At 47.8% G+C, this 19,652-nt stretch carries 13 protein-coding genes; 4 read left to right on the top strand and 9 right to left on the bottom strand.

What is annotated here, in order from left to right; translation table 11 throughout:
• Window positions 1-3 precede the first annotated feature (3 nt).
• The gene (locus ECHVI_RS19615) at window positions 4-4,491 is read left to right on the top strand and encodes an AAA family ATPase (RefSeq protein ID WP_015267779.1); all 4,488 of its coding nucleotides are present in this window, start codon (window positions 4-6) and stop codon (window positions 4,489-4,491) included.
• A 342-nt stretch (window positions 4,492-4,833) separates the two neighbouring features.
• Here ECHVI_RS19615 and ECHVI_RS19610 read toward each other — a convergent pair whose 3' ends face one another.
• Together ECHVI_RS19610 and proB are read right to left on the bottom strand one after the other, a co-directional pair.
• Window positions 4,834-5,754, bottom strand: a complete 921-nt coding sequence (locus ECHVI_RS19610) for a 6-phosphogluconolactonase (RefSeq protein WP_015267778.1) — start codon at window positions 5,752-5,754, stop codon at window positions 4,834-4,836.
• A gap of 321 nt (window positions 5,755-6,075) precedes the next feature.
• On the bottom strand, window positions 6,076-7,164 hold the full coding sequence (gene proB, locus ECHVI_RS19605; protein ID WP_015267777.1) for a glutamate 5-kinase: 1,089 nt from the start codon (window positions 7,162-7,164) through the stop codon (window positions 6,076-6,078).
• 642 nt (window positions 7,165-7,806) lie between these two features.
• On the opposite strand from proB, the gene ECHVI_RS19600 reads away from it, so the two are divergent.
• Both ECHVI_RS19600 and ECHVI_RS19595 read left to right on the top strand, forming a co-directional pair.
• Window positions 7,807-9,165, top strand: coding sequence for an alanine/glycine:cation symporter family protein (locus tag ECHVI_RS19600; RefSeq protein WP_015267776.1), 1,359 nt, complete (start codon window positions 7,807-7,809; stop codon window positions 9,163-9,165).
• A 92-nt stretch (window positions 9,166-9,257) separates the two neighbouring features.
• Window positions 9,258-10,370 carry a glycerate kinase gene (locus ECHVI_RS19595; RefSeq protein WP_015267775.1) on the top strand — a complete coding sequence of 371 codons (1,113 nt, stop codon included), beginning with the start codon at window positions 9,258-9,260 and terminating at the stop codon, window positions 10,368-10,370.
• Between the two features lie 121 nt (window positions 10,371-10,491).
• Here ECHVI_RS19595 and ECHVI_RS19590 read toward each other — a convergent pair whose 3' ends face one another.
• The 3 genes from ECHVI_RS19590 to ECHVI_RS19580 form a co-directional block, all read right to left on the bottom strand.
• A complete protein-coding gene (locus ECHVI_RS19590) occupies window positions 10,492-11,511 on the bottom strand; it encodes a pirin family protein (RefSeq protein WP_015267774.1) in 1,020 nt (339 codons plus the stop codon).
• A gap of 106 nt (window positions 11,512-11,617) precedes the next feature.
• Window positions 11,618-12,115 carry a thioredoxin family protein gene (locus ECHVI_RS19585; protein ID WP_015267773.1) on the bottom strand — a complete coding sequence of 166 codons (498 nt, stop codon included), beginning with the start codon at window positions 12,113-12,115 and terminating at the stop codon, window positions 11,618-11,620.
• 51 nt (window positions 12,116-12,166) lie between these two features.
• Complete coding sequence (locus ECHVI_RS19580) at window positions 12,167-14,530, bottom strand: TonB-dependent receptor (RefSeq protein ID WP_015267772.1); 2,364 nt, start codon at window positions 14,528-14,530, stop codon at window positions 12,167-12,169.
• A 294-nt stretch (window positions 14,531-14,824) separates the two neighbouring features.
• On the opposite strand from ECHVI_RS19580, the gene ECHVI_RS19575 reads away from it, so the two are divergent.
• Window positions 14,825-16,165, top strand: coding sequence for a hypothetical protein (locus ECHVI_RS19575; protein ID WP_015267771.1), 1,341 nt, complete (start codon window positions 14,825-14,827; stop codon window positions 16,163-16,165).
• Window positions 16,166-16,243: 78 nt separating this feature from the next.
• Here the strand turns inward: ECHVI_RS19575 and ECHVI_RS19570 are convergent, their stop codons facing one another.
• Genes ECHVI_RS19570 through ECHVI_RS19555 form a run of 4 tightly spaced genes read right to left on the bottom strand, consistent with a single transcriptional unit; the run spans window position 16,244 to window position 19,650 of the window.
• Window positions 16,244-17,044 carry an MbnP family protein gene (locus ECHVI_RS19570; protein WP_015267770.1) on the bottom strand — a complete coding sequence of 267 codons (801 nt, stop codon included), beginning with the start codon at window positions 17,042-17,044 and terminating at the stop codon, window positions 16,244-16,246.
• A 60-nt stretch (window positions 17,045-17,104) separates the two neighbouring features.
• Window positions 17,105-17,473, bottom strand: a complete 369-nt coding sequence (locus tag ECHVI_RS19565) for a hypothetical protein (protein WP_015267769.1) — start codon at window positions 17,471-17,473, stop codon at window positions 17,105-17,107.
• Window positions 17,474-17,487: 14 nt separating this feature from the next.
• A complete protein-coding gene (locus ECHVI_RS19560; protein WP_015267768.1) occupies window positions 17,488-18,579 on the bottom strand; it encodes a transporter family protein in 1,092 nt (363 codons plus the stop codon).
• A 9-nt stretch (window positions 18,580-18,588) separates the two neighbouring features.
• Window positions 18,589-19,650: a cytochrome-c peroxidase gene (locus ECHVI_RS19555; RefSeq protein ID WP_015267767.1), complete on the bottom strand. Its 1,062-nt coding sequence runs from the start codon at window positions 19,648-19,650 to the stop codon at window positions 18,589-18,591.
• Window positions 19,651-19,652: the final 2 nt, after the last annotated feature.

Raw genomic sequence — 19,652 nt, 5'->3', positions numbered from 1 at the left:
TACATGCGCATTACCGACGCCCATCAAAACAACCTTAAAAATGTTTCATTGGACCTTCCCGAAAACCGGTTGATTGTCGTCACCGGACTGTCGGGATCAGGAAAATCCTCCTTGGCCATGGGGGTGATTGCCAATGAGGGATATCGCTATTTTCTGGAGAGCCTGCCAGCCTATAACCAGCAGCATGCCCAAGCCATTCCTACGGCCGAGGTGGAGCATATTTCGGCCTTGCCTCCTGTCATCAAGGTGGAACAGTCCAAGCGATTCCAATCCATCAATGCGACGTTTGGAACCCTCTCGGAGTTGACACCGCTGTTTCGGGTGCTGTTTGCGCGGTATGCAGGGGAGGAGACCATGAGCAAATCCCTTTTTTCATTTAACCACCCCAAAGGAGCCTGCGAGCACTGTCGTGGGATTGGTGAGGCGGAATACATCGATATCCATAAATTGGTGGGGGACGAAAACAAGACGCTGCGGGAAGGAGCGATTACGACCACCCTGCCCAATGGATACATCGTCTATTCCCAAGTGACAGTGGAGGAGCTGAATAAGGTATGTGCGGCACATGGATTTTCAGTGGATGTTCCGTGGAAGGACCTTAGTAAGGAGCAGCAAGACGTCATTTTATATGGCAGCGATCGGATCAAGGTATTTTACGGAAAGCACAGCCTGGAGTCGCGCCTCAGGTGGGAGGGGTTTAAGGCCAAACCCCGCGAGGAAGGATATTATAAAGGAATTATTCCGATCATGTCGGATATCCTGAGGCTGGATAGAAATGTGAGTATCCTACGTTTTGTGAGTGCCAAAATATGCCCGAGCTGTCATGGAGCAAGGATAAAGGCTGAGCACCTGAGGTACCGATGGAAGGGATTGAACTTTCAGGAATGGATGGACCTTTCCTTGCAGCAGTTGTATGACCGTTTGCAAGCACAGTCCTTGTCCGGTGGTGAAAAAGTACTGGTCGATAAGTTGTGTACCCAACTGCTGGACCTTATCCGGCTGGGAATGGAGCATTATCAGCTGAGTACTTCCAGTATGGATATTTCTTCCGGAGATGGCCAGCGGATAAAGTTGATCAAGCAGGTGAACAGTAGTCTTCAAGGGATTTTATATGTATTTGATGAACCTTCTATCGGTCTTCCTGCAGCTTATCAGCAGCATCTTCGCCATATTTTTGACCGATTGATCCTTCGGGGAAACACGGTGATGGTGGTGGAGCACGACCTGAATTTTATCCAATCGGCAGATTGGGTGGTGGAATTGGGCCCCAAAGCAGGAATAGAAGGGGGAGAAGTGATCTTTAATGGCTCCATAGATTCATTTTTAACAGCAGATCCCGCTAAAAGCCCGACCTTGACTGCGATTCAAAATCAGAATGAGCCGTCCAGAAAACCGGCAGCATCCCAGCAGGTCAATGCTTTTCAGCCCCAGCCGCAGACCTTGTCCGTCGTCAGTCGGAAAACCGGCAAGCTGTTGGAAACGATCACTGCTTTTTGTGATCAGCAAGGGTTAACCTTCCTGACCGTTACCGACCAGCCAATTGGGAAGACTCCTCGGAGCAATCCTTCTACTTACACCGGCCTGGCCGATGGCATTCGGGATTTGTTGGCCAAGACCTCAACGGCAAAATCGCTAAAATTGGCGAAAAGTGCTTTTTCTTTCAATAATAAAAGTGGCCGCTGTCCCAACTGTGAAGGAGCGGGCGTCATTACCCTGTCCATGAGCGTGATGGGAAATATCAACCAGGTATGCCCGGTCTGTCAGGGCAAGCGCTTTAAACCTGACGTATTAAAAGTCTCATGGCAGGGGAAAAACATCGCAGAAATCTATGACCTGAGTATCCGGGAAGCGGCTGAGTTTTTTGCCGAAGAAAAGAAATTGGCCAATATATTGGCCTTGATGCTGCAGCTTGGGCTGGGATACATCAAGCTGGGACAGCCTTCCAATACGCTGTCAGGGGGTGAAGCGCAACGGATCAAGCTGACCAAGCATTTTGCCAAACCTTCCAAAAAGACTGTTTTGCTGCTGGAAGAGCCCAGTATTGGCCTGCACCAGCAAAATGTCCAGCAACTGATGGATGCCCTGAACCAGCTAAAAAAGCAAACCGCCGGCATTGTATGCTTTGAAAACCACCAGCTTTTCCAATCCCAATGTGATGTCTGGGTGGATAATGCCTTGGCCGCCCAGCCAACGGCTATTCCATTGCCACCAGCACAGCGACGGGACATCATCGCGATCCACGGTGCCCGGACCCATGCCCTCAAAGATATCAGCCTGGAATTTCCCAAGGAACATTTGTCAGTGGTAACGGGCATTTCCGGCTCTGGAAAATCATCATTGGTCATCGACACCCTGCACGGATTTGGCCTGCAGGAAATGACCAAACAGTTTTCCAGCTACCAGCAATCAAGGGTCGGAGTAAATTTCCAGTTGGAAGTGGATTATATCGAGGGCCTTACCCCAAGCATATGCATCACCCGAAAAGAAAAGAGCTTTTCCGAACGGTCAGACGTTGCCCAGCAAACGGATTTCGACAAAACCTTACGTTTTGCCTTTTCCAGAAAGGCACAATACACCGGTTTGGATTGGTCGGCAAGTCATTTTTCAAACAATCATGAATTAGGTAAATGCGGGATTTGTGACGGGGTAGGACAGGAATTGCTTCCTGACCTTGATAAAATGGTGTTGGATGGAGGCTTAAGCATCAACGATGGACTGTTTGAGCACCATAAGGGCCTAGCCTACTATGGCCAGGCGAGTGGACAGTACATGGCCGTGTTAGGGGAAGTCGGTAAAGCATACGGATTTGACCTGAATACCCCATTCAATGAATTGACTCCTGTTCAAAAAGACGTCATATTCAAAGGAGTGGAAGGAAAAACCTGGGAAGCGACCTGGAAGTTCAGGACAAAAACCCGAGAAGGTACCCAGCAGGTAAACATGAAGTGGAGCGGTCTTTTCAAATACCTGATGGATGAGTACTTTCTGACCCGAAAGAACAAATACCAACCGCTGAAATCCTTGCTTTCGTACAATGAGTGCAGCCATTGTCAGGGAAGTGGCCTTCAGCCAGAAAGGTTAGCGGTGCAGATCGGTGGGAATTCCATTCATGCCCTGAAATCCATGGATTTCAAGAAGCTTGACCATTGGTTAAAGAACGTTGGGGCTACCGAAAGCATCGATCAACAGCTGATCGGGAACGTCAAGGCGAATTTGGCCAATACCCTTAAAAGGGCGAAGCAATTGCATATCGACCACTTGCAACTGAACCGAAAGTCGGCTACGCTCAGTGGAGGGGAGCAGCAGCGCGTCACGCTGATCAAGCAGCTCAACAGTCCTCTCAAGGGAATTACTTACCTGCTGGATGAGCCGTCTGCGGGACTGTCGGCAGACAATATTCCTGATTTGGTGCAGCTCCTGAGAGAATTGGTGGAAAAGGGCAATACCGTGATCGTAATCGAGCATAACAAGGAAATAATGCTGGCTGCGGAAAAACTGGTGGAAATTGGCCCCCAAGCGGGACAAGAAGGGGGATATATAACCTTCCACGGTAGCCCAGCGGCATTTTTGGAACGGCCGGATAGCCATCCATTTTTAAAGCGGCCAGCTCAGCCCCTGACTTTAGCGACAGGAAATCAGACGATTTTATTGAAGGATCTGGCGCGGCACACGTTAGTTAAAAAGTCATTGGAAGTATCTGTTGGGGGCATTACGGCCATTACGGGTAAGTCCGGCATTGGGAAGACGACCTTGGTAAAGGACGTCTTGATTCCAAGTATCGAACAGGAACATCCGGTGAACTGCGCAGCCATTACTTGGCCCAAAGCATACAGCGGTGCCCAGTATTTTGAGCCAAAAAAGTTGCAGGCCCATAACCGTACCTTATTGGTAGATTATTTGGACCTATTAAAAGACATCTGTAAGGTCTTTTCCAAGGAAACAGGACGAAAGGCAAGGGACTTTTCCTATAAAAACAAAGCCAGCCAATGCCCCAACTGTAAAGGAGCCGGTGTGGTATCCACCAGTTTGGATGTAGCAGCCAACCATATCGAAACATGCGAGGTTTGCCACGGCCAGCGGTATCAGGCCAATTTATTGGAATACCGCGTAGGAGGATTGCACATTGCCGAAGTGCTCGCCCTGTCCGTCCGTGAATTGCGAAGTTGGTTGGCCGATCACCAAGTAGCTACTTCGAGAGAAACGTTTATCCAGCAACTGGACGCCATTGGGTTGGCCCATCTCCGGTTGGATCAAGCGGTAAAATCCCTCTCATCAGGTGAGAAGCAACGATTGTTACTGCTCCATTGGCTCAAAAGCAAGACCCGGGACCAGCTATTGATTTTGGATGAGCCCAGCACGGGACTGCACTATGCCGATATCGACCTGCTTTTTGAGATCCTTTCCAGCTTAAGCCGCGATAACGATATCTTGGTCATTGACCACAATCCTTATTTATTGGAAAAAATTGGGGTGGGCGTGGTCTTAGCGTGATGGAAGATGACTTTCGAATGTTAAACTCGGAATATGCATCAGCTTATCTACATCACGGTGCACAAGTATTACGAGCTGAAATTGCTTTAAAATCAGCCGCTTCGCTTTAGTTTTCGGTATAACCGTGGCGATGCTATGCTTACACCTCCAAACTAACTGATTTTCTTGCACTTTCAACTCTCAATACGATTCCTAATGCATAAACCGGGTAAAAAATAGGGGAGTGTGCCTCCCCGTTTAACAAAATAAGCTGTCTCAAACCTTATTTTCTCTTTTTTATAGGGAAAGATTACGAGGTAACGATTTCATTTGGTTGGTTTATGAGACCGCACATATTTCGGATTAAACGCCCAAGTTAGGCAGCACAAAGGATTTTGTATTTGCATTTAACCTGATCCACAGGCCTGGGTTGGCGTTTAATTGTTGCAAGGCTTCAGCAGGATCAGCACTGATGGAAGTGTTCAGCACCTTGGCGTACGTGTTGACTTTGGCAGGTGCAGAATCGGCATCCACTACAGATTGAACCACCTTTTTGGCTTGCATGATGGCCGCTGGGCCCAAGGTGAGAATATACTCGGCAGACCGGCATTCTTTTTCATCGTCTTCGCTAACGACGCTTCCACCAGCTTTAAACTTGCTGATGTGGTGCTCCAGAATACTGCTGGAAATGGGAATCAATCCGGCAACATGTTGGGGCTTTGCACCGGAAAAGGGCTTGATATAGGCAAGGTGTGAGGCTTGGTTTTCCTCTGGGCCATGGCCGATAAAGAAGATATCCAACCCACCCAAGGATTCCAATTTGTTCAGGTAGGCCACAAGGGCAGATTCCAAATCCTCCGTATCGGTTTGCATGGGGGTAAAACTCTTTATCTTGTTAAAAAATGCCTCGCCCAAGATCCGCTCAAAATCCCTGACAAAACTAAAGCCATTGGCCATGCCCATCGGCGCCAGGGCATCTTGGGTAAATACATTCAACCTGGCGAGCAGCTCATCCTTTTCACCGGACTCGGCCAATTTTCCCAATAGACGGTGCAGTTCTTGGGCGCCCCTGCCGCCAAGGAGGGCAATGTTGATGTCCCCTTCTTTGGCTTCTGCCGTGGCATATAGCTCATTCAGCATGGCTTGGCCAACTTCCGCCTCGCTGGCCAGGACCGTCGGCGTAATACCATGGTCGGTAAGGGTAATGGTTTGGGCGTTTTCTTTGGACAGCCATACATTGTTGTTCTCTTCATCTCTGGAGAATGGTGTCTGGTCTGTGTTCATTGTCATTGCAGTTTATGGTGTTGGATTGGTAAAATTTCCCATTGATGGCTTATGCCGATCATAAGCCTATAGAATTGTCAAAAATACGTTTAAAAGAAGGGAATACCCGCACGAATCGTCATTTTTCTAGGTGTTTCGCCCATATTCTCCACAGTGCTGCAATGACGGAAATGTAAACGGTGAAGCCCAACCACTATCCATGGGATGCGTGATCCATCGTGAAGCAGCAGCGGTAATGGCCTTCAGTAAATCCAAAGAAATGGTGAATGCTCCGGGGAGAAATAGTTTGCATGCCAATCATTTATCAATTCGCCATCACGCTTAGCTATCTTGGTGAAGGTAGAGGTAATCATAATGAATAAGGGGTTTTTGATTGCTCAGCCCCTTTTTTTCGGCAGCCACTTTAGCACCATAAGCGGATTTTCCCAGCCCAATTTTCCTGCCATCTTCCGACAGGATACGGATAATGTCCCCTTTCGAAAAATCCCCACGGATCTCAAGGACACCGATGGGAAGGAGACTGGTGATTTTGTCAGATCTAAGGGCGTTTTCAGCACCACTATTGATGATGACCTCCCCAGTAGAGTAATGTTCACTGTGGGCGATCCACTTTTTAGGGCTTTGTTTGGCTTTGGACGGTTCGAAGTAGGTACATCGCAAGCGGTTGTGGAAATAGTCCACGAGGACATCTTCCCGTTTGCCATTGGCAATGGTGACGCCGATGCCCAAGTCCGCGGACTTCTTGGCCATGTTCATCTTGGTAAGCATCCCGCCCCGCCCAAAAGAACTCTTGGAGCTGGAGATGAAATTGGCCATGGAAGGAGTGTCCGCATCGACTTTTTCGATCAGCACCGCCTCCGGATCACTGGGATGGCCTTTGAAGATTCCTTCCACATTGCTGAGGATGATCAGGTCCTTGGCATCCAGCATGGCCGCCACCAATCCGGCCAGTTCGTCATTATCGGTAAACATCAGCTCTGTAACCGATACGGTGTCATTTTCATTGATGACCGGTATGATATTGTTTTTCAAAAGCCCTTCCAAACAGTTTTTCATGTTCAGGAAGTGTTTTCTGTCCCTGAAATCACTTTTGGTAACCATGATCTGGGCGATCGGCGTGTTATGATCCCCAAACAGCTGCTTGTATTGCCTGATCAATTCAATCTGACCTACTGCGGCTAAAATTTGTTTTTGGATGACCGGATCGGTCTTTTCTTCGAAAACAGTGGATGTACGGCCATAAGCCACGGCCCCTGATGTGATCAGGACGATTTCCTGACCTTGCTCACGAAGGTAAACCATTTGGCGAACCAAGGCTTTCATGCGCATGGTATCGGGAGTGCCATCGGCTTGGGTCAGTACATTGGAGCCTATTTTGATGACGATGGTATTGGCCTTTCGATGGATCATACGGTTAGTTTATAAAGCACCACCAAAAATAACAAGCTTTCCCGATATTTCTTGCGGGTTGTCCGGATGTTTATTGAAGGGGCATTCTCACGGATGGCACGGGAGCGTTTATGGTTCTGGCGGAATGCACAGCGGATATGGAATGTAACAGATGATTAAAGTAGGGAAAGTGACTGGAAAGCTATGAAAATGATGCGCTTTTGGTGACATTTTTACCCTTCCCAACTCTTTGAACGGATTTCTAAAATCAAGCCTTTCCGACCAAATTATCAGGCAATTGGGAGCCTTCAAAGTGTTGACCTATACCAAACGCTGAGTTTTTTTTAGCATTCACATAGAATTGTGATTTTAAAAATTGAATCGGTTTCCAATCGATTGGAGGTGCTATGCAACAATTGCTGATTGATCCCGAATTGTCCAATTAGTCCCTAGGCTTTGTGATTAACTTCAGCAGTGCATTTTTAATAGCCAGTAAAAGCAACATTAGCATGGCTAATTATTTCTGAGTATTCCGTGTGCAAAAAATTCAGCTAGATTATATAATTCATTTTGGATAAGTAGGAAAATGGTGGTAATATTCATTTTTTAGTTTTGGTTTCGGAAAAAAGTCAAGACTGAATTGGATTGAATTAAACGTTAGCTATGGGGCAATTGATCATTGATTTTAGTAATTGGATTTGGGGATGGCCATTGTTGTACCTGCTTTTGGGCGGAGGCACCTTATTGTTTTTATACTCTGGATTGATTCCCTTCAGGGGATTTGGCCATGCCATGAAGGTGGTCGGCGGAAAATATGATGATCCCAATGCCAAAGGCGACATTACCTCCTTTCAAGCGCTTTCTTCGGCCATCGCCGCGACAGTGGGGCTGGGCAATATCAGCGGAGTAGCCTTGGCCATTGGAACGGGCGGCCCAGGGGCAATCTTCTGGATGTGGGTGTCTGCATTTGTCGGAATGGCCACCAAGTACTTTACCTGCACGTTGGCCATCATGTACCGGGGAAAGGACAGCTCAGGCCATATCCAAGGAGGTCCCATGTATGTGATAGAAGAGGGGATGGGAAAGAAATGGCGGTTTTTATCGGTCATCTTTTGTGTGGCCGGAATCATGGGGTTGTTGGCGATCTTCCAGGCCAATCAGTTGACCGATGTCATCCGTGTGGTGCTGCTCAAACCTTTTGGGCTTGACCATGGTACGACGACCCGCTGGATCTTGGGAGTTTCCATGATGCTTTTGGTGGCCACGGTGATTTTGGGCGGAATACAGCGGATTGCTGCGGTTGCTTCCAAGCTGGTACCGTTTATGGTGACCCTTTATTTCATAAGCGTACTGGTGATCCTTTTCAGGTTCGGTGATGAGATATTGCCGTCATTTTGGTTTATCCTCGAAGATGCCTTTACCGGAAAAGCCGTTTTGGGCGGTTCTATTGGAGCGGTGATCATTACAGGTGCCAGAAGAGCAGCCTTTAGCAATGAGGCCGGTATCGGAACAGCCCCCATGGTGCATGGAGCCTCCAAGAACGAAGAACCGGTACGGGAAGGGTTGATCGCCATGCTGGGCCCATTTATCGATACCATCGTGGTATGTACCCTGACAGCCATGACCATCATGGTCACCGGCGTATGGGAAACCGGCGAAAAAGATGGGGTGCTGATGACCCTCTCTGCTTTTCAGAGTGGGATTCCTGTGGTAGGAAAGTACTTCTTAATGGCCGCAGTACTGGTATTTGCGCTGTCCACGATGTTTACGTACAGTTACTATGGCCATAAATGCTTCAACTACCTTTTTGGTGCGGACAAGGCCAATTATTATAATTACTTCTATCTGCTGACCATCGTTGGTGGAGCAGTCGTTTCCCTAAAGGTTGTAATGAGTTTTGTCGATGGGATGTATGCCGTGATGGCCTTCCCAACCATGATATCGGCCATCTACCTGTCCCCAAAAGTACGGGCAGCCACTAAGGACTATTTCAGACGGATGAAGGAAAAAAATACATTGTAACCCTCTTCTTTCCATCCATGGTGTAAGCACTTGACTGGGAAAGAACTCTTCCCAATAAATGGCTCCGAAGCAAACAACCAATTACCTATACCATGAATATCTTGATTGCACCCAACGCCTTCAAAGGGACCATCCCTGCTGATCGTGCTGCTGCGCTGATCGAGGAAGTGCTCCGCCAATACCTTTCCCATGCTGAATACCAACGGTGTCCTATTGCCGATGGCGGTGACGGGACATGTTTTTTGCTTGGTAACCAATTGAAATTAAATAAGATAGAGGCGGTAGGCCTGAATGCAATAGGATTAACTGAACAAGGTTTAATTTTTTTAAATGAAAGTCGAAAAGAAGCGTGGATCGATGTGTCCACTTTAAGCGGCTTGGCGGGATTGCCGCCTTTCGGGGTGAACGCCCAATTGACCAGTACTTTTGGGACGGGGCAATTGATAATGGAAGCCATACGGCGAGGCGCAGAACACATCATTTTGGGACTCGGTGGGAGTGCGACGGTGGACATGGGCACTGGGATTTTGCGGGCATTGGGCTATTTGTTTTTGGACAAAAACGGACGGGAGATCCCAATGTTCAGCCCTGGCTTTTTGGAGAGGATTGCCCATATCCAGCGACCGGTGGCCATGAACAAAGTCCGGTTTACGTGTTTATGCGATGTAAAGAATACTTTTTTCGGTAGCCAGGGAGCCATTCCTGTTTTTGGTCCCCAAAAGGGCCTGTCAGAAGCCGATCAGCATGTTTTTGAAAGTGCTGCAAAGGGCGTTTTTGAATTGCTGAAAGCCAAGGGGGATGGACAATTGACAGATCAACCAGGGTTTGGGGCTGCTGGTGGTATTGCGTTGGGGCTGAGTGCTTTTTTTTCCGTGAAGATCGAGGAAGGTGCCCATTATTTCTTCGAACAAGTGAACATGCAAGAAAAGGTGAGCTGGGCGGATTGGGTGATCACCGGAGAGGGGAAATTTGACAGCCAGTCTGCAGCGGGAAAGGGAAGCTATAAGCTCTTGGGCTTGGCCAATAAACATCAAAAAAAGACCTTACTGATCACTTCCGGAGGGGAAAAAGATGGCAAAGAGGCAGGATTTGACGACGTGGTGCAGCTGCCAAAACTCAACATGGATGACCTGGATTTCAAGCAAAAAGCAGCAGAAAACTTGAAAAGCTCACTTCAATTCTTCCTGGAGAAATCCAACATCTGAAAGGAAATGGGAACAGGTCAGAAACAGGTCATTCCGACGATAGGAGAGCTGTTCCCATCCATGGTTTGGTGGACAGGGAGATGCTTCCTACCGTCGAGATGACCGTTATTAACAAGGTACTTTAACCTTTCACTTCTTCGCGTCCATCAGCATGGATCGCAAAGCGTCCCTTGTCTTTGGGGTGGGTGGGTTCGTGGTTTGGCCACGGCCAGCCACCAAACTGGGTTTTCTGGAATTCCATCATGGCTTGGTGGATTTCCTGTGTGCTGTTCATCACAAATGGTCCATGCTGAACGACCGGTTCATTGATCGGTTTGCCTTGGAGGAAAAGCAACTCTGCCGGCTGGTCGCCATTGACAAAGGTGATTTCCTTTTCAGAAAACAGGTCTATGGAGTGACCTTCCGGTACCTCAAACCCTTCTGCTTCCAGCTTTTCACCTTTATAGAAGAACAGGGAACGATTGATGCCTTCAGCGGTCGCCGGAAGTGTCCATTTGGCATTCGGCGCCAGCTTTATCGTCCATATGGCCACTTGGTTTTCGGGATCTGCTGCCCACGAATCGGGATTTGGGGCAGGAGCCTTTACATCCCCATATTGGCCAGCGATGACCTTGATGGCAATGTCGTTTCCATTGGCATCTTTTTCTTTAATAACAGGAATGGTCTCTCCCCACAGCATTTTGAAATGGGCAGGAACGTTTTTGTTGGCCTTTGGAAGATTTAGCCATAGCTGGAAGAGCAGCAATGGGTTCTTTTCTTCCTTGTTGAGCAAAGGAAACATTTCACTGTGCATCACGCCTTTGCCGGCCGTCATCCACTGCACATCTCCTTGACCAAAACGGCCTGCAGCTCCCAAGGAATCCGAATGATCCGCAAAGCCTCGCTCGACCAAGGTAATCGTCTCAAATCCCTTGTGAGGATGGGCCGGAAAGCCGGGCACTTTGCTGCCATGGTACATTCTCCATCCATCCTTGATCGTAAAATCCTGTCCGATATTCCGACCTTCCAATGAGGCTTTTGGCCCAAGATCATCATTTCCCTCCGGAAATTCATCCAAATGATATGCACAGAACAAGAAGGGATCCTGGGTTTGCCACTGGAATCCAAGTTGTCTGATTTTTTTTACTGCTGTATCTTTCATATTGCCCTCCTAAGACTGGTTGAATTATATGTAAATGAATTTAATGTATATACATTTATTTGGAAAGAAAAGTTTCACTTTTATCAAAAAAATGCAGAGAGCACGTTTATCTCGATAAAGCAGCATCCTGCTGCAGCCAGTGTAGCAGTTTTTCGCGATGTTGGTATTCAAATCTCCGGTCGATCACCCTGAACGCTTCATCCAGAAGAATAAGGGTGGGAGGCGTGAACTTACCATTTCTACCTCCCAATAAAAGGGCTAAATCATGGATGCCCGGACGTTTGTCCGTGGCTTGGTGATTGACGAGGTCAAGGCCATCAAAGCGGACGGTGTCCCGGGTTTCAGCATCCATCCGGACCGCATAATATTCTCGGTTTATGGTGGTGATGACCGCTGCGTCGGTAAAAACCTTTTTGTCCATCTTTTTGCAGTAGGTACACCAGTCGGTGTAAAAATCGATAAACACCTTTTTGGGAGCCAGCCTTAAGGAATCCTCCAATTGTTCGAATGTCAACCAATTGATTTTTTCTTGGCCATGGGCAGTAGGGTGCAGGCCGGTTAAGACGCTGGTCAGCAACATGATCGGGAGCAGTAATGTTTTCATAGCCGTCTTCATTTTATCCGTTTAACTTTTCCATCCTTCATCTCCCTTACTTCAATGAAAATCCCCGATTTTCACCCCAAAGAAAAATGTCCGAGGCCTTGCTGGTCCATAAATATAATTGGAATCACGCAAAGCTCCCGTGTCAAAGTCTTTTTGGTAACTGTTTAACAGGTTCTGTACGCCTCCAGATAGCTCCATATGGAAACCTTTTATCAGGTCGAAGTGGTAAGCCAATTTGATATTGGCATCGAAAAACTGTTGACTGTCCACCAGTTCCATAAAACCTGATTCGCTGACTACATGTGGCACAATCATGGATCCGGTGTAGGAACCGGTCAGGTCGAAGTTCAATTTGTCGGTCAAGATCAGGTTGGTGGAAAGATAGCCGTGGGCATTGGGAGATCGTAAAAACTCCTCGGTCGTGACGGTCGGCTCGTTTTCATTTTCCATTTCTGGTTCGAAAAGCACCTGCGGATCATGATAAGTGGATCGCTGCAAGGTTCCACCTGCCTGTACGGTGACTTTTGGGGAAGGAGAGAGGTTCAGTTCGACATTTCCTCCTCTTACTACAGCTCCTGAACCGTTCCTGACTTCTTCTAAAATGGATCCATTGGGCAAGGTGGCTCCGGTGCTGACAGTGGTAAAAGGCCGCTTCAGTTGGGTATAGAACCCTTCTGCCAAAAAGCTAAACTGAAGATCACCGATGGAGTTGCTGAGGTTAAGGGAAGTAGTGTATGCATCGGAAAGTTCTGTTTTCAGCTCATCCGAAAGGATCACAAAGGTGGGTTCACCACCGACAGAGGAAATGTGCAGGTCTTCATTAAACGCCTGAGGGGCCCTGAATCCCCTGGCATAGCCTATCCGGAATTGCAGGTCTTCCCGGATATCGTAAAGAATATTGACACGTGGACTGAATACGCCCGTCGATACATCCACGTTGCGGACGATGGACGACAGTCCATAATGGCCATCCACGACGGTATGGTCAAACCTGCCTCCCGCCAAAGCGGTCAGGCGGTCGTTGGGGCGCCATTCGTATTGGCCGTAAAACCCGAGGGTATGGACGGACTGATCAATAAGACGTTGGTACCCGCTGATCTCGTCTTCTACATCGCTCAACTGGTATTCTGCGCCAAAAATAACCACGTCATCATGGGCAAAACTTCTGGAGAATTGGCTTCCTGCGACCATGGATAGGTCATGGGTTTTGCCGTAGGCGTTGGCGGCCAAGGAGCTATCAGCAGCGGTGCGGCCTCCTCCCAAACCGCCATAGTAGCTGTCCCTGATCGTTTTTTGCCCGGAAATATAGGTGGAAAAGTGGTTTTTGCTGTCTTTACTGTACAGGTCATAGGTCAGGCCTCCGATGATGGTATTGTGGGTGAGCTCCTCGGTAATGTCCGTAAAGTGGGGGGGGAGGTCCAAATGGTCCCCGCCTCTGCGGTACTCCTTGATGGCGCTGAAATCCAAACTTACCTTACTGCGATCGTTGGGTTTTAGGAAGGCTTTCATGCCAAATGTATTGTTTTCCAAACGCGTGATTTCGGTAAAGCCATCTCCATTGGCATCATAACTCCCCCGCTGACGGTACATCCCATGGAAGGTGACTCCAGTGCTAAGGTCTTCGCTGGTAAGGGAGCCGTTGAAATTCAAGCTATTGTCAGGAGTAGTGCCATCGATCAGGGAAAAATTGGATCCGATCTGCCAGGTATTTTCTACAGGTTCTTTGGTGATGATGTTTATGGTGCCGCCGATAGCATTGGAGCCATAAAGGGCAGATCCGCCTCCGCGAACGACCTCTACACGCTCAATGATGTTGGTTGGGATTTGATCGAGCCCATAGACGCTATTAAGGGAGCTAAAGACCGCCCGACTGTTGATCAAAATCTGGGAATAGGCTCCTTCCAGCCCGTTTAACCTTACCTGTGTAAATCCACAGTTTTGGCAATTGGTTTCCACCCGAACACCAGGTTGGTAGTTAAGCCCTTCAGACAAGGCCACGGATTGGGTGGCATTGAACAATTTGGGATTGAGTACATTGACCACGACAGGTGCTTCTTTTCGGTCCAGCTCATAACGCGTGGCGCTGATGACCACTTCATGCAGGTTCAGCTTATCTTCCTTGAGCTGAAAATTAACTTGGGTGGTGCTGCCCGCAGTGACGGCTACGGTTTTTTGGACGGTTTGAAACCCCATCAAACTTACTTTTAAGGTGATGTTGCCCTCAGGAATATCGTGAAGTTCATAGGTTCCGTTTTCTGTCGTCATCGTACCAAAATCCGTTCCTACTACCTGTACCGATGCAAAAACGGTTGATGAATTGGGAACATCCACTTGGCCCTCTACACTGCCTACATCCTGACCAACTGCCTGATGAAAGAGAAAAATATACAAGAATATGGTAATGACTTGTTTCATGTAGTATAAAATGGTTTTGCTAAACTTTTTGTTGATATAAGCGAAATTAAAAATTAAATTAGTATAAAAAAAAAGTTAGATTAGGCTAAAGTTAGGTTTCTGTTGTTTTTTTCTCGGATGATGACAAAAAATGCGCGCTACTGGTGATGTTCTTTGAAGGAAAACAGGCTAACAGCTACCGTTCATAAGTGTATTTCTCCTATTACATAAAAAATATGCAAACAATGGATGGATGGGTCATTTTACCGTAGGTATAGGCTTAACAGTATCCCAATTTAAATTCCATTATTAGACATGAAGTATTTTAGTGTTTGCCTAGTCTTTTTTATAACCTATTCCGTCACTACTTGGGCACAAACTTCACCATCAACTTCTCCAGCTTCCAAGAAAAAGGAACTACGTTTTCAGCTCAATGAAGATGGAAGCCACTATGTTAAAGGGACCTTTCTTAATCAAATTTGGCTCCGTAATACGTGGACGAATCCAGGTTCGCTGGTTTATGGCAGCCCGGATGACCAGGTTATGGACATTGGCCTGAGAAGGACCAGGATACAGGTTTTTGGTCAATTGACCGACAAGGTGTTTTTTTATACCCAGTTTGGCCAAAATAACCTGTCCTATCGCTCTCCGCGGAAGCAGGGGATATTTTTCCTTGATGCGATAGGGGAATATCAGGTAGTCGGTGAAAAAATGTCCATCGGAGCAGGTCTGACTGGGTGGAACGGGGTTTCACGGTATGCGAGCCCTTCCATTGGCTCCATTCTATCCTTGGATGCCCCCCTTTACCAGCAGGCGACCAATGATGTGAATGACCAGTTTGTGCGAAAGCTGAGTGTTTATGCCAAAGGGCAGCTGGGCCAGCTAGATTATCGATTGGCCGTGTCCAAGCCGATGTCCATTGAGCAGTCTTCCGTACAGGGGCCTGTGATTGCCGAAAATTCCCTTTTCTCTTCAGAAATAGGTTATGCGCAGTACCATGGTTATTTCAAATACATGTTTCTGGACAAAGAATCCAATACCACACCCTACCAGGCAGGATCTTATTTGGGAACGAAAAGTGTCTTCAATATAGGCGCGGGCTTTATGGCCCAAAAGGATGCCATGTGGCATTATGCCGAAAGTTCTACCGATACGGTCAGGACCAACTTGGGGATAATGGCCATCGATGCCTTCTATGACAGGCCCATAAATCGAAGCAAGGGAAATGCTATTACGGCATATGCTGCCTATACGTACAGCGATTATGGAAAAAACTACATCAGGAATGTCGGCGCCATGAATCCGGCCACAGGTGTCAATGCTGAAGGAACTCTGAATGGCCCAGGAAGCGCTTTTCCTACGATTGGTACCGGAAGCACCTTTTATGCGCAGTTTGGCTATCTCTTCAGGAGGGACCTGCTCGGTAATGCCGGGACCTTGCAGCCCTATGTCAGCAGCCAGTATTCCCAGTTTGACCGCTTGGATGACCCTATGGCGATGTATGACGGCGGGGTAAATTGGTTAATCGAAGGGAATCGGGTGAAATTGTCCTTTAGCTATCAAAGCCGGCCCATCTTTGCTGCCAACAGCCAAGGGAGCTATGTCGTGGATGAGCGCAAAGGAATGGCCGTGATGCAGTTCCAAGTGGCGCTGTGATCAAAAATCATTAAAAATTTATATAAGGGTTAAGGTAAAATGTGAAAAGGTGAAGGCTAATGGCCTTCACCTTTTTTATTATTCTGCAGTAAATGCTGCTTGGTAGTTGTTGGAAAGTTTCATCATCATATCGGGATTGGAGGCCCCGATCATGTACTTGGTTCCGGACATCAATGCTTCGTCAAATGTAATTTCTGCAAATAATGATTGGACATCATTTTTTATCCTGATGACATTTTCGGCATCCGTTTTTACCGTTACTGGACTTGCCAATTGGAGGGATACCGTTCTGAAGCTATCATTTGAACCTGTTTCGAAGGCAAATTCCACGGCATCCTCTCCTTGACCAACAGTACCCTTTGTTTTGGAGAAAATGTAACTGGTAAACCACATCCAAGAAGAATAGGCCATATTCTGGAGGGCGTTTAGTTCACCAGCGGTGCGTGTCAAGTCATCATTATATTCGGGATCTATTCCCAGTGCAAAGCTGACTCCCGTATATGTGCCATCGGGGATGTTTTTGAGCACAATGGTCTCACGTACGGAATCCGGTAGCACGAAGGTGTCCTGAACCAATTGTTCCTTCATGTGCTGGACCAAATAATAAGATTCAGGTACCTGATACTTAGTGCCGTTTTCATGAGTCAGTTCTACATTTGAAATCCAATAGCGTAGTTCATTGAACGTTAGCGCAGTGCCGTTTTCGGTTGTAAAGGTTTTCCCAAGCTCAAAGGCCTCTTCCCCAAAAGCGTGGTCTATACGAATGGAAAGCGCCGATTGATTTTCGATGGTCATGGCGTCATCAGTGTCATTGGTACATGAAGCCATGGCTCCAACGACTAAAAATGCTACTAATAATCTATTTAAGATATTTTTCATTTTTCTTTTTATGGTTTGATGAATGAAGTAAGTGTAGGGAGACCCTACGAACGTTTCAGGTTATAAAAAGATGTTTGGTGGTTTAATCGGCCTGTGGTCAAAACCCTTGCATGGAATTCCCTTCCCCCATGCCATTTTGATGATTGGAACCTTACTGAAGAATTGAAAAACAGGGAAATTCGAAAAATAGAGTATTTCCTGGTGTCTTTCACCTTTTAGGTTTTTTTCTTCATCCGAGGCATCAGCAGTGAGCTGGAGTTTACTGACCAGCACACAGTTTGCCCTGCATACGGTAATGGGGGCATTCCTGTCCACACATGCCACTTTTGCCAACTGTTCCTGATGAATTTTAAAATCCACGTAAACAATCGGAGCGGCCAGGATCTTGACCATCAGTAAGGCCACCAAAGCAAGAAACTTTAGGTTCATGATGGCTGATTGGTTTATAGTTTGAATGCTTTGATCAGCCCGATGCTGAGGCGGTTTTGATGCTGGATTTGGTTTCCATTCAGGTTTTGGTAGACCGGTGTTTGCCACATCACGCTAAGGGTCCATTCTTGCCGGTTGACATCCAACCCCGCTTGGGCAAAGGCAACCTTTCCGCCGGTAAGCTGCTGTTCTTCCCCTTTCCAGTGATCCTTCTGGGACTGCTCGTAGTAGGCACCGACATTGGGCACCAAGAGCCAATCTCCCTTGAATGATAATTGGTGAAAACCAATGGCCGAGGCATTAATACTGTTGCCAAATTGATAGTTTTGGGCTCCTTCAGTAGACTGCTTGTAACTGAACCCGGCATTTAGCCCTGTTTTGGTGTAGAACAATTGGTAATTCAGCCTGGCCACATAGCTCCAAGATCCCGTTCCAGGCTGGATGATTGGGTCAAACGCATCACCATTTGCAGCGATTTGACGGGATTGACCGGTGGGGGCGACGATCGCCAGTCCAGGACGGAAGGTGTGACGTGCCTTGTCCTGATAAATGTAGTGGATAAAATCTGCCGCAATGGTCAGGTCACCCCAGCCATGTACGTTCAAGGTGGTGTCTTGCACGGGATTGGGCAGGTCCAGCATTTTTTGGTAATGGACCCTGTTGGACTCATAGGGAAGGAGAAAAGTAAAGTTCCATTGGTTTTTCCAAGTGAAATTTCCCCTTAGCTCTACGGTTTCATAGGTTTCCCAGTCTTGATCCGTCTTGTTGACATACAGTCCGGTGCCTTCGGGTTCATGCATGACGATCATGTCCTGATCGAGGGATGGGGTTACCGCCGTTCTGGCTTGGGGGGCATATTTTGCCGTGGCTCCATTTTCGAATCCATTGGCCAAGCTGCTCGTGACCACCGCGGTGCCCGGGTTGGGGGAGGTGTAGCCGTATCGGTCGTATCCGCCAAATTGCCGGTGCCGGTAAAACAGCCCAATATAGCTCCGGTTTTGCAGCAAGCTGTATTCAAAGAAGTTGCAGCTGTCACAAGCCTGGGCTTCCTTGGACAGTAAAGGAAGGGAAAGCAGAATAAATAGTATGGATAATGTTTTTTTCATGATATTGGCTTACTCTTGATAAGCTTTATTATGGATAAATTGGTGATCGCTGAGGGTGGCCAAGAAAGCCAAAAGGGCCTCCCGCTCTGTATGGGATAGTCGAATGCCATTTTCCAGCTCCGGGGCAAGGCTTTCGTTGAGCTGTATGCCTTTTTCATAATGGTCCAGCACCTCGTCCAAGGTAGCAAACCTCCCGTCATGCATATAAGGAGCGGTGAATAGGAGGTTTCTCAATGAAGGGGTCTTATAGGCTCCACGGTCCATTTCGTCAAAAGAAATTCGGTATCTCCCCAGCAACAGGCCTTCCAGTTCATAAGGATCAGGATAAGTTTGGTCCAACCCGTTGTTATGGTAACGCAGGTCGGTAAACAAGCCTTCCTTATGGCAGCTGCTGCAGTGCTGCTGATAGAGGCGATACCCTTGGATTTCTTCCTCACTAAGGGTGGCCTCATTCCTTTTCCATTGGTCGTAGCGACTGTCTTGAGAGATGAGTGTTCGGACAAATTGGGCCAAGGCCCTGCCCATAAGGGCGCTGGTAATGGAATCTGTCTGAAAAGCAGCCTTGAAGAGCGAAGGGTATGCTGGGCTTTCACGCAGGTATGGAATGACCTTGTTCAGGTCTGCCCCCATTTCATCTGGATGGGTCAAGGGACCAAAAACCAGTGATTCCAAGTTGGTCGCTCCCCCGTCCCAAAACAAGCCATCGTGCCAAGCGAGGTTAAACAGCGTAGGGGAGTGCCTGTGGAGTGTTTTGCCGGACACCCCCGCTGCAGTCAAGTCTACCCCGTCACCGAAGGCCAGCGCAGGCAGATGGCAGCTGCTACAGGCTACTTGGCCATTGGCCGAAAGCCTCGGGTCATAGAAGAGGGTTTTGCCCAATAGGACGCCCTCCTCGCTAATGGGGTTTCTGGAGGGCTGTGGAAATGCTGGCTGTTGCAGGGTAGCAGAAACCTCGGGAAGGTAATATTCCGGGTTTGGTTTCATGGTTTCCGCAGCGTCTTGCAAGCATCCTGAGAGCAAACTTCCCACAGCCAAGGCCAAGATAAGGCGATATGTGACGGTTGTTTTCAATC

It is taken from the genome of Echinicola vietnamensis DSM 17526, from assembly GCF_000325705.1.
Taxonomy (GTDB): domain Bacteria; phylum Bacteroidota; class Bacteroidia; order Cytophagales; family Cyclobacteriaceae; genus Echinicola; species Echinicola vietnamensis.
This window is presented reverse-complemented; position numbering and strand designations above follow the sequence as displayed.

Excerpts from the sequence above, each read along its gene's own strand:
- ECHVI_RS19615 (WP_015267779.1), top strand. The coding sequence starts at position 4 with ATGCGCATTACCGACGCCCATCAAAACAACCTTAAAAATGTTTCATTG.
- ECHVI_RS19585 (WP_015267773.1), bottom strand. The coding sequence starts at position 12,115 with ATGAAAACATTACTGCTCCCGATCATGTTGCTGACCAGCGTCTTAACC.
- ECHVI_RS19565 (WP_015267769.1), bottom strand. The coding sequence starts at position 17,473 with ATGAACCTAAAGTTTCTTGCTTTGGTGGCCTTACTGATGGTCAAGATC.
- ECHVI_RS19570 (WP_015267770.1), bottom strand. The coding sequence starts at position 17,044 with ATGAAAAATATCTTAAATAGATTATTAGTAGCATTTTTAGTCGTTGGA.
- ECHVI_RS19600 (WP_015267776.1), top strand. The coding sequence starts at position 7,807 with ATGGGGCAATTGATCATTGATTTTAGTAATTGGATTTGGGGATGGCCA.
- ECHVI_RS19590 (WP_015267774.1), bottom strand. The coding sequence starts at position 11,511 with ATGAAAGATACAGCAGTAAAAAAAATCAGACAACTTGGATTCCAGTGG.
- ECHVI_RS19610 (WP_015267778.1), bottom strand. The coding sequence starts at position 5,754 with ATGAACACAGACCAGACACCATTCTCCAGAGATGAAGAGAACAACAAT.
- ECHVI_RS19595 (WP_015267775.1), top strand. The coding sequence starts at position 9,258 with ATGAATATCTTGATTGCACCCAACGCCTTCAAAGGGACCATCCCTGCT.
- ECHVI_RS19575 (WP_015267771.1), top strand. The coding sequence starts at position 14,825 with ATGAAGTATTTTAGTGTTTGCCTAGTCTTTTTTATAACCTATTCCGTC.
- ECHVI_RS19560 (WP_015267768.1), bottom strand. The coding sequence starts at position 18,579 with ATGAAAAAAACATTATCCATACTATTTATTCTGCTTTCCCTTCCTTTA.
- proB (WP_015267777.1), bottom strand. The coding sequence starts at position 7,164 with ATGATCCATCGAAAGGCCAATACCATCGTCATCAAAATAGGCTCCAAT.
- ECHVI_RS19580 (WP_015267772.1), bottom strand. The coding sequence starts at position 14,530 with ATGAAACAAGTCATTACCATATTCTTGTATATTTTTCTCTTTCATCAG.